Here is a 15760-nt window from a genome sequence, read left to right on the forward strand (position 1 = left end):
GCAGGAACGTGAAGGGACTGGCGCGCACCGTCGCGATCCGACTGGTCGGCGGCGCGGTTATGGTCTGGATCGTAGCCACGTTTACGTTCTTCCTCGTCCACGCCCTGCCCGGCAAACCGGGCGACGTGGCGTACGAGAAGTACGTCGCCATGGGAATGAACTCCCAGGAGGCCAAGGCCAAGGCTTCGATCATCTACGGGTACACCTCGCAGGACCCGCTGTTCACGCAGTACACGCACTACATCAGCGACCTGCTCCACGGTCACCTCGGGATCTCGATCTCCTACAGCGGAGTGCCGGTCGCGGATGTCATCGGCGACGCCCTGCCGTGGACAGTCATCCCCATCCTGAGCGGCCTGCTGATCAGCTTCTGCATCGGTGTCAGCAGTGGTGTGGTCGCGGCGGTGAAGCGGTCATCCCGTCTGGGCAGCGGGCTGAGCCTGGCCGCCTCGATGATCGCAGGCATCCCGTCGTTCGTGATCGCGATCCTGCTCATCACCGTCTTCTACACCAACATGGGGGCCTTGCCGTACGGCGGCACCGTCTCCGAGACGCTCCTGGTGGACCCCGGATGGAACGTCGAGTACGTGTCGTCGGTCGCGTACCACGCGATCCTCCCGGTCGCCACGTACGTCCTCATCTCCTACGGCGGCTGGATGCTCAGCATGCGCTCCAGCGTGGTCTCCGTCCTCGGTGACGACTTCATCCTCGCTTCCGAGCTGCGCGGCATCACCCCCAGCACCCGGATGCGTTACATCGGCCGCAACGCGATCCTGCCGCTGTTCACCACCCTCGCCCTCTCGTTCGGCACCTTGTTCGGCGGAGCGATCCTGATCGAGGCCACCTTCAACTACCCCGGCGTCGGGCAACTGCTGCTGAACAGCATCGGCAAGCGCGACTACCCCCTGATGACCGGTGCCTTCCTGCTGATCACCACCGCGGTGGTGCTTGCGAACATCGTCGCGGACCTCCTCTACTCCGTGATCGACCCCCGAGTGAGGCGCTGACCATGACCACCGCGACGCTCACCAAGCCGCCCCGTCCGGCTGATGCCCCCTCGGCGAGGCGTTCCCGCTGGACCGGCATCCGGCGCGTCCTCACGCGCAAGCCCGGCCGGATCATCGGCCTGTCCATCCTGGTGTTCTTCGTCCTGATGGGCACCTTCGGCCCGATGGTCTACGGCGACCAGCTCGCCATCGACCCGGACGCGATCTATCAGTCGCCGAGCGCAGAGCACTGGCTCGGAACCGACTTCGCCGGTTCCGACGTGCTCCAGGCCACTGTCGTCGGCAGCCGCTATGTACTGCTCACCTGCTCCCTCGCCGCCCTGTTCGCCTCGACGATCGGCACCACCGTCGGGCTCCTGGCCGGCTTCCACCGCGGCTTGTCCGACTCCGCGCTGATGCGCGTCACCGACTTCGTGCTCACGGTCCCCGGCCTGCCGCTGCTCGTCGTGCTCACCACCATGTGGAAGTTCGACAGCCCGCTGGAGATGGGCTTCGTGCTCGGCGTCGTCGGCTGGGGCGGCATCGCCCGTGCCGTCCGCTCCCAGGCGCTGAGCCTGCGCGAGCGCGGCTTCCTGGAGGCCGCACGTGGCCTCGGGCTGCCCAGCCGGCACATCATCGTGCGCGAACTCCTGCCGAACATCGCCCCGTACGTGGCGATGCACCTGCTCCTGTCGGTCATCGGCTTCGTCGAGGCCCAGGTCGGGCTGTTCTTCCTCGGCATCGTGCCGTTCACCAGCACCAACTGGGGCGTGATGATCAACCAGGCGGTGTTCTCCGGAGGAGCGCTGCAGAGCCCCGAGGCAATCTTCTACCTGCTGGCCCCGCTCACCTGCATCCTGCTCCTGATCATGGGCGTGGTGCTGTTCCTGGACGCGATCGACGAGCTCTTCAACCCGCGACTGAGGGAGCGCTGATGACCACGCCGACGAAGAAGGCCGCGCCCGAGGCCAGGGAGGCCGAGGTCCGCGTACGCGACCTCAGTGTCCACTACCGCATCAACGGCACGGAGTACCCGGCTGTCGCGAACGCCTCCCTCGACCTGCGCCGCGGTGAGATCACCGGTCTGGTGGGGGAGTCCGGTTCAGGCAAGTCGACCCTGGCCCTGTCCCTGATGAACGCCGTGCCCGAGCCGGGCCGGATCGCAGGCGGCGCCATCCACGTCGACGGTATCGGTGACGTGACGGCGCTCAGCGCCAAGGCGATGCGGACGGTACGGGGCTCGGCGCTCGGCTACGTCTTCCAGGCGTCGCAGAACTCCATGAACCCGCTGAAGACCATCGGCAAGCAGATCCTGGACCTGGGCCGCTCGCACGACGTCGAGGACCTTCCGGGCCTGCTCTCCCGCGCCAAGCAGCTCGCCGAGCGGATGGGCCTGGACGGCAACCGCGTTCTGGACTCCTATCAGCACGAGCTGTCCGGCGGCATGCGCCAGCGCCTCGGCATCGTCTTCGCTCTCGTTCTGAACGCCAAGGTCCTCATCCTGGACGAGCCGACCACGGCTCTGGACGTACTGTCCCAGTCCGCGGTGCTGAAGATCATTCGCCAGGTGCACGAGGAGAACAACCTCAGCACCCTCATCGTCACCCACGACATGGGCGTGGTCTCGGAGCTCGCCGACAACCTGGCCGTGATGTACGGCGGCCGGATCGTCGAGCACGGCCCGATGCTGGATCTCCTCCGCAACCCCACCCACCCCTACACCAAGGCTCTGATCGGCGCCACGGCACGCATCGTCGGCGACCCGGCCGCAGCCCGCGCCCTGCCGGGCCGCCCGCCGGACCTCACCACCATCCCGAAGGCGGGTTGCGTGTTCCGCGACCGCTGCGCCTTCAAGATGGACATCTGCGCCGAGGACGAGCCGCAGCTCGCGGAGCACTCGGCCGGCCACCAGCGGGCGTGCCACGCGGACGCCGCCGTGGTCAGCCCCACCACCTCGAAGGGAGACGCGTCGTGATCGAGGCGCGCGGCATCACCCGCACCTACCACTCCCGCGGGGCCTTCACCGGCGAGCGCACGGTCTACGCCCTGCGCGGCGTCGACTTCACGCTCCCCAAGGGCGGTGCCGTCGCCTTCATCGGCGAATCGGGCTGCGGCAAGACGACGCTGGGCAAGATCCTCACCGGGATCGAGACCTTCGACGGGGGCGAGCTCGTGGTCGACGGCGTGGAGCTCTCCAAGCTCTCGCCGCGCAAGCGTGCCCCGTACTTCCGCCGCATCCAGATGATCCACCAGGACCCGTACTCCGCCCTGAACCCCACCCGCACGATCGAGCAGATCCTGGGCGACCCGCTGCGGATGCGCGCGAAGGAGACGGGCGGCGCCGCTTCGGCGTCCGGTGTGCGGGCACGGGCCTCGGAACTCCTGGAACTGGTGGGTCTGGAGCCGGACGGGGTCCTCCCCAAGTACCCGCACCAGCTCTCGGGCGGTCAGCGCCAGCGTGTGGTCATCGCCCGCGCGCTCACCGTCGACCCCGAGGTGCTCATCGCCGACGAGGCCGTTTCGATGATCGACGTCTCGATGCGCCTGGGTATCCTCGCCCTCCTCCACGACCTGCGCGAACGCCTGGGTATCTCGCTGGTCTTCATCACCCACGACGTGGCGACGGCACGGTACGTCGGCGAGGGCGCCGAGCTGCACGTCATCTACCGCGGTCAGGTCATCGAAAGTGGCCTCACCGACGACGTCATCCAAGGGCCCGTCCACCCCTACACGCAGTGTCTGCTGTCGGCGATCCCGATCATGCGGGGTCTGGAGGAGCCCGGCCCCGACCGGCTGGCGCCACTGGCCCCGCTGGACGAGAAAGTGGCCACGGACGGCTGCCTGTTCGCACCCCGCTGCCCGTTCGCCACCGAGCGCTGCACGGCCGAACGGCCCGTCCTCGAAGCGGTGGGGGAGTCCGGGCAGCACCACGCCTGCTTCCACCCCACGGTGCGGCACGTGGTCGGTGTGGAGATCGAGCCGGCTGCCGTCTGACCTCTCGCCCCCCGGCATCGGGCGGGCCCGCTCCTTCCCTGGGTGCGGGCCCGCCCGCACCCGTGTTCAGAAAGGAACCCTGTGAGAGTCCTGGGACTCAGCTCCGGCACCTCGCACGACGCGATCGACGCGGCCGTCGTCGAATTCCGCCTCGACGGCGACACCTTGCACGGCACCCTCGTCCACGCGGCTGCACACCCCTACCCGGCCGATCTGCGCGCCGAGATCCTGGAAGCGCTGCCTCCGAGGGATGTGACGCTGGCCGCGGTGTGCCGCCTGGACACCCTCATCGGGCAGTCCTTCGCCGACACCGCGGCGGCGACAGTGGCCGCGGCAGGGCCGGTCGACCTGGTGTGCTCGCACGGCCAGACCCTCTACCACTGGGTGGACGACGGGACCGTGCGCGGCACCCTGCAACTCGGCCAGCCCGCCTGGATCGCCGAGCGCCTGGGCGTGCCGGTGGTGTCCGACGTACGCACCGCGGACGTGGCGGCGGGCGGCCAGGGCGCGCCCCTGGTGTCGCTCCTGGACACGCTGCTGCTCAGCGGACTGCCAGGTCCGGCGGGGGCGCTGAACCTCGGTGGGATCGCCAATCTGACATCAGTCGGCCACGGCGCGCCGGTCGCCTTCGACACCGGTCCCGCAAACGCCCTGATGGACGCGGCCGCGCTGGCCGGGACCGGCCGGCCGTACGACGAGGACGGCCGGCTCGCCGCCGCCGGACGGGTGGACCCGGCGCTGCTCGCCGCTCTGCTCGCCGAACCGTACTACCGGCGCGAGCCGCCGAAGAGCACCGGCAAGGAGCTCTTCCACGCCGACTACCTGGCCGGGCACCTGGCCGGACGTCCCCCGCTCCCGGTCGAGGACCTCCTGGCCACCCTGGCCGAACTGACCGCACGCACGGTTGCGGACGCGGTACGGGAGCGAGGCCTGCGGACCCTCGTGATGTCCGGCGGCGGCGCGGACAACCCGGTGCTGACCGAGCGGATCGGGGCACTGCTGCCGGGGGTCGAGCTGCTGCGCTCCGACGCGCTGGGACTGCCCTCGGCCGCCAAGGAGGCGGTGGCTTTCGCGTTGCTCGGCTGGTTCACCGCGCACGGCCTGCCGGGGACGCTGCCCAGCTGCACCGGGGCGACAGGCGGACGGCTGCTGGGCCGGATCACCCCGGGCCACGGGCCGCTGCGGCTGCCGGAGCCGTTGACCGGGGCTCCGGCGGCCGCCCGCTTCAGCTGCTGACTTCGCCTTGGTGCCTGCCGGGCCCGGAGAGCGAACGAACCGTCCGGGTGGCCGAACCGCGACGCTCCTGCGGGCACGGGAGGCTGCTCAGCCCCGCGCCCCCGGCGCTGCTCCGCTGGTGTCCGAGAGGTCGACATGGATGCGCATCGCATGCCCGTACAGCTCCGCCTCGGCGCGCAGTGAGGCGCTCACGCTGGACGCATGGCGGAAGCCGTGTCCCTCGCCCTCGAAGAGCAAGTAGCGGTGCCACAGCCCGCGTCGGGCCACTGCGTCGACGATGCGTTCGGCCTGGTCGGGGCGGCAGATGAAGTCGTCCGCTCCCTGCAGCATCACCAGCGGGCGGGTGATCTGCCCGGCCTTGCGGATCGGCGACACCCGGTCGAACCGCTCCTGGTCCTCGGGCAACTTCCCGACCAGATACTCCATATAGCGGGACTCGAAGTCATGGGTCTGTCCGTAGATCCAGGTCTCCGGGTCACTGATGGGGTAGTACACCGCACCGCAGCAGAAGGTGTCGGTCGACGTCAGCGCCGCGAGTGTCGTCCAGCCACCCGCCGAGCCGCCACGGATCGCGGTGCGCGAAGGGTCCGCGAGCCCGGCGGAGGCCAGTTCCGAGGCCACCGTCACCGAGTCCTCGACGTCGGTGACACCCCAGGTGTGCCGAAGCCGGTCCCGGTATGCGCGGCCGTAGCCGGTGGAGCCGCCGTAGTCGACGGCGGCGACGGCGAAGCCCCGGCTGCAGAAGAGCGAGAACTCCGCATCGGGGGCGGCGCCGTTGGAGTTGGTGGGCCCGCCGTGGATGTGGATCAGCAGCGGCGGCGCCTCGCCTGCCGGGCCGGTGCAGTCCGGGCTGGTGGGCGGGTAGTAGACGTACTGCACCTCGCCGCCGTCCGCGGCCTTGGCGACCCGCCGCTCCGGCACTGCCCGCCAGGCGTCGTACGTGGTGTCGCGCTCACCGTTGCAGCGCACCGGAGCGCTGCCGTCGAACGGCACCCGCAGCACGGCGCGGCCGAGCGTGGGGGAGGCCGCCAGCAGTACGGCGGCGTGGTCGTCGGCCCACAGGTCGGAGCCGAATTCCGTCCAGTCGGGCGCCAGATCGCGCAGCGTGCCGTCGGCGGGATCCCACAGTGCGAGCCGCTGCTCACCGACGCCGTGCCGCAGCACAACTCCGGCTGAGGTGGCCGCGAACCAGCTCGCGCCGACCCGCCACAGGGCACCCGCGCACTCCCGCTCCATGGGCAGTACGCACTCGGCGTGCCAGCTCCCGTCGGACGCCCGGGTGATCCGGAAGAGGTTCGCCCAGCCGTCCGGGTCCGCCATCGCGTACAGCGTGCCGTCGGGCGCCCAAGCGGCCTGCGGTACGGACACCGCACCGCCGCCCAGCACCCGCACCGGCTCGCCCGCGACGCCGTCCACCAGCGGCGCGACCATCAACTCGGTGGTCTCCCACGGCATCTGCGGGTGGTCCCAGCCGAGCCACACCAGGTGCCGTCCGTCCGGGCTGATCCGCGGGGTGGACAGGAAGTGGTGGGAGCGGCCGACCACCCGCAGCCGGTCCGGCGCGGTGGCGGCCGAGCCGTCGAGCGGCACGGCGACGATGTCACGGCGGGTGCGCGGGGCCGGATCCTCGCCCGGTTCCCGGGCTGCCTGCGTGACCTCCCGGACCAGCCAGACCTCGGTGCCACCCGGCGCGAACACCGGGTCCGCCCAGCAGGTTTCGTACTCGGGCGGATCGGCAGGAGTCAGCGGGACCGGGGTGCTCGCAACACCCGCTCCCAGCGGGGCGGTCCCGGCCGCGTACAGCCGCTGGTCGCGATGGTCGGTGAAGACCAGCAGATGCGCGCCGCCGTCCGAGCCGGGCCGGACCGTGTACGGGCGCCCGCCGTAGCCCAGCGAACGGTTGCGCACACTGACACCCGCCGGCAGCACCGGCTCGGGGGCGTGCCCGGGGCGGGTGCGCAGCAGCCGGACGGTGGCCGTGGCCGGATCGTTGGCGCACCACCAGGTCTCCTCGCCGACGCCGGACGGCCAGTTCGTGGCCCCGGAGCCGGCCGCGGCCGAACCGGCGGTCAGCGGTGAGGGCCACTCGCCGTAGGGGAGGACACGGCGCTCGGTCATCGAAGGTCTCCTGAGAGGTCTATGGCGGCGCCGGCGCCGTCGCGGAGCAAGAGGTCGGCGGGGGTCTCGCGACGCACCATGAGGCGCGCCTGCCCGTCGCGTACGGCGACGACGGCGGGGCGCGGCTGGAAGTTGTAGTTGCTGGCCATGACGTGGTGGTAGGCGCCGGTCGCGGGCACAGCCAGCAGATCGCCGACGGCCAGGTCGGCCGGGAGCGCGATGTCGGGTACGACGATGTCGCCGCTCTCGCAGTGCCGGCCGACGACGAGGGAGTGCACGGGGCGGCCGGTGAGCCTGCGGTTGGCGGTCCAGGCGGTGTACGAGGCCTGGTAGAGGGCGGGGCGCAGAGCGTCGCTCATGCCGCCGTCGACGGAGACGAAGCGTCGCTCGAGGCCCTGCTTGACCACTCCGACTTCGTAAAGCGTGACTCCGGCGGTGCCGATCAGGGAGCGGCCCGGCTCCACCGCGAGCCGAACGGAGGCAGGGTCCATCTCCTCGGCGACCCCGGCCCGCAGAGCGGCCACGAACTCGGCGGGCGCCAGCCGTTGCTGGCCGGGCACATAGGCGATTCCGGCGCCGCCGCCGAGGTCCAGTTCTTCGATGCGGATGCTGTGCCGCTCGGCGAGCATGCGGACGAATGCGGCCACCCGCGAGGCGGCCCGCCGGATGCCTGACGGGTCGAGGATCTGCGAGCCCAGGTGGGAGTGGATGCCCGTCAGACGCAACGAGGGGATGCCACTGACGGTGAGGACCGCCCGCTCGGCGAATCCACCGTTGACCGGGAAGCCGAACTTCACGTCGTCGCTGCCGGTGGCCATGTAGTCGTGGGTGTCGGCGGCGACGCCCGGCGCGATGCGCAGATACACGTCCTGGACCCGGCCGGCGTCGGCCGCGTAGCCGGCGAGCCGGTCGATCTCCTCGGCGCAGTCGACGACGATCACCCCGACGCCGTACGCCACGGCCGAGCGGAGTTCGGCGGGGAGCTTGTTGTTGCCGTGCAGCACGATGTGGGCGGGGTCGAAGCCTGCGGCGACGGCGAGTTCGAGCTCGCCGACGCTGCACACGTCCAGGTGCAGATGCTCCTCACCCACCCAGCGGACCATCTCCGGGCAGAGGAAGGCCTTGGACGCGTAGTGCACACGGTCCGCGCCGGACTCCCGCCACTGGCGGGCCCGCTCGCGGAAGTCCGCCTCGTCCACGACGTAGAGCGGAGTGCCGCAGGCCTGGGCGAGGCCCGTCATCGGCACGGAGCCCACATGCAGTTCGCCGTCCATGTCCTTGGCGGTGAGTGGCCAGACGTCCGGTGCTTCGTCCGGGCCCGCGGCGCGGGTGGGGGCGGCGTCGGGCGCGTTGTCGGCGGGTGGAACCACCTGCGTCACTCCTTCGTGAGGACGACGAGCAGGAGCAAGTCGTCGCTGGTCTGCGTGATCTGATGTTCTTCGGATGCGGCGAAGTGGCAGGCGTCGGCCGGATTCAGCACGCGCGCGGTGTCGGAGACGCGGAGCCGGCACTGTCCGGCCAGCACCACCACGAGTTCCTCCCCGGCGTGCCGGATCGGTCGGGCGTGATCGCCCGGTTCACCCCTTATCAGGCGTGAATGGAGCACGGTCGCGTTATGGGCCGTCATGTTCCAGATTCCTTGACTGTCCGACATCTCGGTCAATCCGGGAAGTGTGGTGAAACGCGCCGGGAACGGGCTGTTGTCGGACGTGTCACCACGTTCGGCGCCGAGCAGCTCGTGCAGTTCGAGGCCCAGCACTCCGGCGAGTTGCGCCAGGCTGCGGACGGTCGGATTCGCAGAGCCGGATTCGATCTGCGAGATGTATGCGGGCGAGAGACCCGACCCGGCCGCGGTGGCGGCCAGCGTCAGTCCTGCCGTCCTGCGCGCCGAGGCAACGACCTTGGCCAGTTGGGCGGTTGCCCGATCGGCTGCGGACGCCTCGACCGATGAGTCGACGGTCGTCGGGGCGGGGGCTGGAACATCCCTTGACTCAGGCATGCGGTGACAGTAATACTCGCGCCACCTTAGATCAATGTATCCGCCAGCAAGTGATACTCAGGGAAGAAATCCCTGGTCGCAGCGGTGGAGTTCACGGCATGGAGGGAGGTTTTGATGTCTGTCCTGACGCCCGATCCTGTGCTCCGGCTGTTGGAGCGTGCTGCTGCCCAATGCGGTCCCGGGGCCGCTCGCCTGCACGCCGTACTCGCTGCGGACTTCCCCGCCGCGCTGTCCCGGCGCCCCGCCCAGCTCCTGCGGGCCGCCGACGCGAACGCCGAGGATCTCGACCAACTGCTCGCCATGGCGGGCTTCGCCGACACCGAGGACCTGCGTGCCTGCGCCGCCCGTGAGACGGGCCGCCGGCTACCCGTTCCCGACCAGCGCATCGCCGACCGCGAGGGCGAGCCCGGTGACCGGACCGCGCTGCGCCGCATCCTCGCCCGGGAGCAGGAGAACCTGGCCGGCACCCTCGACGCGCTGCACGCCAACGGCGCCCTGGAACTCGCCGCCCGGGCCGTGGTCGCAGGCCGCCGCCGCTGGGTGTTCGGCGACATGAAGTCCATCGGGTACGCGGCTCTGGTTGCCGCCGATCTCTCCGCCGCGCTCCGTGACGTCACCCTCGTCCAGCCGGGGGTGGGAGCGGCCGTCACCGCGCTCGCCGACGCCGGCGACCAGGATGTACTGATCACCTTCAGCTTTCGCAGCTACAGCCGACACACCGTGCGCCTGGCCCGTGAGTTCCATGCGCTGGGCGGCACGGTCGTAGCGATCACCGACGGCTACGACAGCCCGGTGTGCGCGTACGCCACCCACGTCCTCGCGGTGAACACCCGAAGCGAGTCGCGCACCCATTCGCCGACCGCCGTCACCGCCACCGGCCATCTGCTCGCCTCACTTGCCGCAGCCGGCGCGAAGGGTGCGGCCCGTCGCGCACAGCGCCGGTACGCACTCACCTGGGCCCTGAGCGACGGCGAGAGCGCCACCCCCGCCGGCCCGCCTGAAAGGACTGCTCCGTGATCCAGGAGCCCACCGACCCCTCCGCGGAACAGTTCACCCACCACGAGGCACTGGCCACCGACACGGTTGACCACTGCTCGCGGCTGATCCGCTTCGACACCAGCAACTACGGCGGCGGTGAGTCGCGCGGCGAGCGGGAAGCCGCCGAGTGGGTGGCCGAAGTCCTCACCGACGCCGGATACGCGCCGCAGGTCCTGGAGTCGGAGCCGCGCCGAGCCTCCACCGTGGTCCGGATCCCGGGCGCCGACCCGCTGGCCCCCGCACTGCTGGTCCACGGCCATCTGGATGTCGTGCCCGCCGAACCCTCCGACTGGTCCTTCGATCCCTTCAGCGGCGAGATCACCGACGGCGCAGTACGCGGCCGCGGCGCCCTGGACATGAAGGACATGGACGCGATGATGCTGGCGTGCGCCACCGGATTCGCCCGCACCGGCACCCGCCCGCCGCGCGACATCGTGATGGCTTTCGTCGCCGACGAGGAGGACACCGGCGCGTACGGAGCGGGGTTCCTCGTCGACAGGCACCCCGGACTCTTCGAGGGCGTCACCGCCGCCATCAGCGAGTCCGGCGGCTACAGCGTCCATCTGCCCAACGGCCGCCGCCTCTACCCGGTCGCCACCGGCGAGCGCGGCAGCGCCTGGATGACCCTCAGTGCGCACGGCACCGCGGGCCACGGCTCCCGTCGCAACCCGGACAACGCCGTGGCCACTCTGGTACGCACCGTGGCCGAACTGGTCTCGTACACCTGGCCGGTTCATCTGATCCCGCCGGTCCGGGCACTGCTCGACGGGCTCGGGTCGGAGCTCGGCATCACGATCGACCCGGCCGACCCGGCGAGCATCGCCCAACTCGGCGAGGCCGCCCGGCTGGTGGAGTCGACCATGTCGAACTCCCTCAACCCGACCCGACTGAACGCCGGATACAAGCACAACGTCATCCCCAGCGAAGCCACCGCCGGCATCGACGGACGGGTCCTGCCCGGCGCCGAGAAGGAGTTCTTCGCTGCCGTCGACGCGGTGCTCGGTACCAAGGTGACCCGCGAGTTCGCCAGCTGGACCGAGCCGGTCGCCGCCGACCACAACTCTCCCGAGTTCGCGGCCATGGCGGATGCCCTGCGCGCCCACGACCCGCAGGCCCTGGTCCTGCCGTTCTGCATGTCCGGCGGCACCGACGCCAAAGCCTTCGCCCGGCTGGGCATCGCCGGCTACGGCTTCGCCCCCGGCACCACCCCGCCCGGCTTCAACAGCTGGGACTACGTACACGGCGTCGACGAGCACGTCCTCACCGAAAGCCTCGCCTTCGGTGTCCGGGTCCTGGACACCTTCCTCCGGGCGGATCCCTCCGGCCCCGCAGCGGGCTGACTCAACGGCCGTCACCGGCCGCACGACAGGCGAGCCACGCAGCATTGCGCCGGCTCGCCACAGCAAGGCAGCACACAGCACGTTCACCGGTACGACGCGGACCCCCGTGGTCCGCGCCGTACCCACGCTCCTGGAGTGGCACGAAATGACACACACAATGGTCCGCAGCGCGATACGCCGACGTGCAACCGCACTGGCCGCCGCAGCCCTCACCGGCACTCTCGCCCTCGGCTCGGTCGCCCTGGCCCCCGGGGCCGCCGCCGACACCAAGGGCACCACCCTGCGCGCCGCGATGACCGGCAACGGCATCGACTCGCTGAACCCGTTCCTGGCGTACTTCGCCGGCTCGCTGGATGTCTTCAGCGCCGTCTACCCCTCCCTGAACTCCCTGAACACCGACGGCACCCCCGCGCCGTACCTGGCGACCAAGTGGACGCCTTCGGCCGACAAGCTCACCTGGACCTTCACCCTCCGCAAGGGACTGAAGTGGTCGGACGGCAAGCCGATCACCGCCGAGGACGCCGCCTGGACCCTCAACCTGATCCGTACGAACGAGGTGGCAGGCACTGCCAACGGCTCGCTCGTCGAGAACTTCGCCTCGGTCACCGCGCCCGACGCCACGACGCTGGTCATCAAGACCAAGAAGCCCCAGGCGAACACCCCGTTCGTGTCCATCCCCTACAGCGGTGTGCCGATCGTCCCCAAGCACGTCTGGGAAAAGCACGTCACGGACCTCAAGAACTTCAAGAACGACTCCGGCGACATCGTCGGCTACGGTCCCTGGACGCTCACGGCCTACAAGGCCGAGCAGTACGTCAAGTACGACGCCAACAAGGACTTCGTCCTCGGCGCCCCCAAGTTCGACCACCTGGTCCAGCAGCGCTACAAGGCCGTCGACGGCGCTGTCGCCGCACTGCGCAGCGGCCAGCTCGACTACGTCTCCGATCTGAATTCCACCCAGTTCAAGGCGCTGCAGAGCGACAAGAGGACCACTGCCTTCCAGAACGCCGGCCGCCGCTGGATGAGCGTGGCCCTCAACTCCGGTGCCCGGACCCGCTCCGGCAAGAAGATCGGCACCGGGAACCCGGCTCTCGCCGACGCCGCCGTGCGCCGCGCCATCGCGCTGGCGACCGACAAGCAGACCCTCGTCGACAAGGTGCTCGACGGCCTGGGCCAGGTCGGCGCGGGCTACATCCCGCCCACCTGGAAGCAGTGGGCGTGGAAGCCTGCCCCGGGCGACGAGCAGTCGTACGACATCGCGAAGGCCAACTCCCTCCTGGATGAGGCCGGTTACACCAAGGGCAAGGACGGTATCCGCGTCTCGCCCAAGACGAAGAAGCCGATGAAGCTGCGCCTGGGCACCCACTCCGACGCCGCCACCGACACCCAGATCGCCACCTACCTCACCGGGTGGATGAAGCAGATCGGCGTCGAGCTGACCGCCGAGCCGCTGAGCTCCACCAAGCTCAACGACGATCTCGCCAAGGGTGACTGGGACCTGCTGATGGACGGCTGGGGCACCGGCCCCGACCCGACGTACCTGCTCTCCATCCAGAACTGCGACGCGCTGCCGCTGGACGACGGCACGAGCGGCTCCACGGACTCCTTCCACTGCGACAAGGAGTTCGACAAGCTCTTCAAGCAGCAGGTCACCGAGTTCGACCCGGCGCAGCGCGCGGCGACCGTCGGCAAGATGCAGGACATCCTCTACAAGGCCGACAACAACGTCATCCTGTACTACGCCACGGGCCTGAGCGCGACGAACGCCCGCACCGTGAAGAACCTCGCGGTCGGCAAGGCGGACTCCGCGGGCGTCTACCCGATGCAGTACACCTTCGGCCAGTTCCGCAGCGCCACCCCGGTCGCCGCCGTGAAGGAAGCCTCGTCGGGTTCCACCACTCTGTGGGCCGGCATCGGAATCGGCGTGCTCGTCGTGGCGGGCCTCGCCTTCGGCATCAAGCGCCGCTCGTCGGCCGACGAGCGGGAGTAACCACCTCGCCCGCCCCGCGCGCCCGGTCGCAGCACCGGGTGCGCGGGGTCCACCAGACCGAGCAGATCGAGAACTCATGACCATTACGTCCGATACGTCCGACAGCGCGAGCGCCGTCGGCCCCGTGCCCGGGAGCGACGCGGCCGACGCCGCCTCCCGCCCGGGCTCGGGGCGGGCAGACTTCCTCCGCTTCCTGGGCACCAAGCTCGCCGCAGCCGCCGTGAGCTTCGTCATCGTCCTGGGCATCGGCTTCGTGATCTTCCAGCTGATGCCCTCGGACCCGGTCCAGACAATGACCCGCGGCCGGCCCACCAGCGATGCGCAGATGGCTCATCTGCGCCAGACCCTGGGCCTGGACCAGCCGGTGTGGGAGCGCTTCCTGCACTTCGTGAACGACATCGTCCACCTGGATCTGGGCCGTTCCTGGCAGTACCAGCAGTCCGTCTCCTCGCTCATCGGCGAACGCGTCGGCCCCACCCTGCTCCTGATGGGCACGGCCACCGCGATATCCGTGGTGGTCGGCCTGTGGCTGGGGGTACGCAGCGGGTGGCGGCACGGCAGCCTCTTCGACAAGATCACCTCCTCGGCGGCGCTCACCTTCTGGTCGGTGCCCACCTACTGGCTGGGCATGATCCTGCTCATCTGGCTCAGCGTCGGCCTCGATCTGTTCCCCTCCGGCGGCATGTCCGACCCGTCGCTCGGTGCCACCGGCTTCGGTCACGTTCTCGACGTGGCCCGCCACATGGTGCTGCCGTGTCTGACGATGGTGCTTGTGGTCTTCGCCCAGTACGTGTCGATCATGCGCTCGTCGATCATCGATGAGCTGGGCAGTCCCTATCTGCTGACCGCCCGGGCCAAGGGACTTGTCGACGACGCCGTACGCCGCAAGCACGCCGTGCCCAACGCGCTGCTTCCCTCGGTCACCGTGATCTTTCTTCACCTGGGCACGATGGTCGGCGGTGCGATCACGGTCGAGACCGTCTTCAGCTGGCCGGGTCTCGGCTCGCTGACCATCGAGGCACTCAAGGTGCCCGACATCCCCGTACTGCAGGGCACGTTCATCATCTTCAGCGCAAGTGTGATTCTGATGAACCTCCTCGCCGACGTGCTCTACCGCTTCCTCGACCCCCGGGTGCGTGTGCGATGACGACTTCTGACACCACTGACATCACCGCCGCGGCCACCCCGGCCGGTTCGCCTCCCCGGCTGGCCTCCGTCGGCCGCTTCGCGCGCGCCTATGCCAAGCGCCCGTCCGGTCTCGTCGGCCTGGGCATCCTGCTCGTCGCCACGATCCTCGCGCTCTGCGCCCCGCTCTTCATAGGTCCCGAGCAGCTCGACGTCACCAAGGTCGACGGCCCGCTGCTCTCCGCGCCCGGCTCCGGCTACCTCCTCGGCACCGACCAGGCCGGCCGCTCCGTGGTGGACCTGCTGATCTGGGGTTCGCGCTCCTCGCTGTCCATCGGCGTCATCGCCACCGTGCTCACCATGGTGCTCGGCTCCACGATCGGACTGCTCGCAGGCCACTACCCGGGCAAGCTCGGCAAGGCCCTGATGCATGTCACCGACTGGTTCATCGCGCTGCCCAGCCTGCCGCTGGCCATCTCCCTCGCCGCGGTCCTGGGTCAGGGCACGGCGTCCATCACCATCGCCATCGCAGTGACCTCCTGGACATCCACCGCCCGCCTGGTTCGCGCCCAGACCCTCGCCGTGGAGGCCCGCCCGTTCATCGAGCGCGCCAAGGTCCTCGGCGCGGGCAACCGTCAGGTGATGGTCCGTCATGTACTCCCGAACGTGGCCCCGCTGATCCTGGTCTCCGCCACCCTCACCGTGGCCTCGGCGATCCTCTCCGAGGCCACCCTGACCTTCCTCGGTCTCGGCGACCCGACCGGAGTCTCCTGGGGTTCCATGCTCAATGCCGCCTTCTACCAGGGCGCCATGACCTCTGGTGCCTGGTGGTACGTCGGCACGCCCGGCATCGCGATCCTTCTCGTCGTCCTCGGCTTCACCCTCACCGGGCGTGCCGTGGAACACGTCCTCAACCCGCGGATGGTGGGCTGAC

Annotated in this window: 13 protein-coding genes; 10 read left to right on the forward strand and 3 right to left on the reverse strand. The window is 70.0% G+C overall.

Annotated elements, in window-relative coordinates; genetic code table 11:
• Positions 1-8 precede the first annotated feature (8 nt).
• From OHA88_RS38260 to OHA88_RS38280, 5 genes are all read left to right on the forward strand, one after another.
• The gene (locus OHA88_RS38260; RefSeq protein WP_328628882.1) at positions 9-1007 is read left to right on the forward strand and encodes an ABC transporter permease; all 999 of its coding nucleotides are present in this window, start codon (positions 9-11) and stop codon (positions 1005-1007) included.
• A gap of 2 nt (positions 1008-1009) precedes the next feature.
• The gene (locus OHA88_RS38265; RefSeq protein WP_267006686.1) at positions 1010-1921 is read left to right on the forward strand and encodes an ABC transporter permease; all 912 of its coding nucleotides are present in this window, start codon (positions 1010-1012) and stop codon (positions 1919-1921) included.
• A complete protein-coding gene (locus tag OHA88_RS38270) occupies positions 1921-2961 on the forward strand; it encodes an ABC transporter ATP-binding protein (RefSeq protein WP_328628883.1) in 1041 nt (346 codons plus the stop codon). The genes OHA88_RS38265 and OHA88_RS38270 overlap by 1 nt, the downstream gene beginning before the upstream one ends.
• Entirely contained in the window at positions 2958-3980 is a 1023-nt protein-coding gene (locus OHA88_RS38275) for an ABC transporter ATP-binding protein (protein ID WP_267006688.1), read from the forward strand. Before OHA88_RS38270 ends, OHA88_RS38275 begins: the two co-directional genes overlap by 4 nt.
• An 81-nt stretch (positions 3981-4061) precedes the next feature.
• Entirely contained in the window at positions 4062-5216 is a 1155-nt protein-coding gene (locus tag OHA88_RS38280) for an anhydro-N-acetylmuramic acid kinase (RefSeq protein ID WP_328628884.1), read from the forward strand.
• Positions 5217-5303: 87 nt separating this feature from the next.
• On the opposite strand, the gene OHA88_RS38285 is transcribed toward OHA88_RS38280, so the two are convergent.
• The 3 genes from OHA88_RS38285 to OHA88_RS38295 are packed head-to-tail and all read right to left on the reverse strand — an operon-like array spanning position 5304 to position 9333.
• Complete coding sequence (locus OHA88_RS38285; RefSeq protein WP_328628885.1) at positions 5304-7334, reverse strand: S9 family peptidase; 2031 nt, start codon at positions 7332-7334, stop codon at positions 5304-5306.
• Positions 7331-8704 carry a diaminopimelate decarboxylase gene (gene lysA / locus OHA88_RS38290; protein WP_328628886.1) on the reverse strand — a complete coding sequence of 458 codons (1374 nt, stop codon included), beginning with the start codon at positions 8702-8704 and terminating at the stop codon, positions 7331-7333. Before lysA ends, OHA88_RS38285 begins: the two co-directional genes overlap by 4 nt.
• Positions 8705-8709: 5 nt before the next feature.
• Complete coding sequence (locus tag OHA88_RS38295) at positions 8710-9333, reverse strand: helix-turn-helix domain-containing protein (protein ID WP_328628887.1); 624 nt, start codon at positions 9331-9333, stop codon at positions 8710-8712.
• A 114-nt stretch (positions 9334-9447) separates the two neighbouring features.
• On the opposite strand from OHA88_RS38295, the gene OHA88_RS38300 reads away from it, so the two are divergent.
• The 5 genes from OHA88_RS38300 (at position 9448) to OHA88_RS38320 (ending at position 15759) form a co-directional block, all read left to right on the forward strand.
• Positions 9448-10350 carry a MurR/RpiR family transcriptional regulator gene (locus OHA88_RS38300; RefSeq protein ID WP_326602081.1) on the forward strand — a complete coding sequence of 301 codons (903 nt, stop codon included), beginning with the start codon at positions 9448-9450 and terminating at the stop codon, positions 10348-10350.
• Entirely contained in the window at positions 10347-11711 is a 1365-nt protein-coding gene (locus tag OHA88_RS38305; protein ID WP_328628888.1) for a M20/M25/M40 family metallo-hydrolase, read from the forward strand. Before OHA88_RS38300 ends, OHA88_RS38305 begins: the two co-directional genes overlap by 4 nt.
• Before the next feature lie 145 nt (positions 11712-11856).
• The gene (locus OHA88_RS38310; protein WP_328628889.1) at positions 11857-13701 is read left to right on the forward strand and encodes an ABC transporter substrate-binding protein; all 1845 of its coding nucleotides are present in this window, start codon (positions 11857-11859) and stop codon (positions 13699-13701) included.
• Positions 13702-13777: 76 nt separating this feature from the next.
• Positions 13778-14848, forward strand: a complete 1071-nt coding sequence (locus tag OHA88_RS38315) for an ABC transporter permease (protein ID WP_267006696.1) — start codon at positions 13778-13780, stop codon at positions 14846-14848.
• Positions 14845-15759: an ABC transporter permease gene (locus tag OHA88_RS38320; protein WP_267006697.1), complete on the forward strand. Its 915-nt coding sequence runs from the start codon at positions 14845-14847 to the stop codon at positions 15757-15759. The genes OHA88_RS38315 and OHA88_RS38320 overlap by 4 nt, the downstream gene beginning before the upstream one ends.
• The last annotated feature ends 1 nt before the right edge of the window (position 15760 follow it).

This window comes from Streptomyces sp. NBC_00353, assembly GCF_036108815.1.
GTDB lineage: Bacteria > Actinomycetota > Actinomycetes > Streptomycetales > Streptomycetaceae > Streptomyces.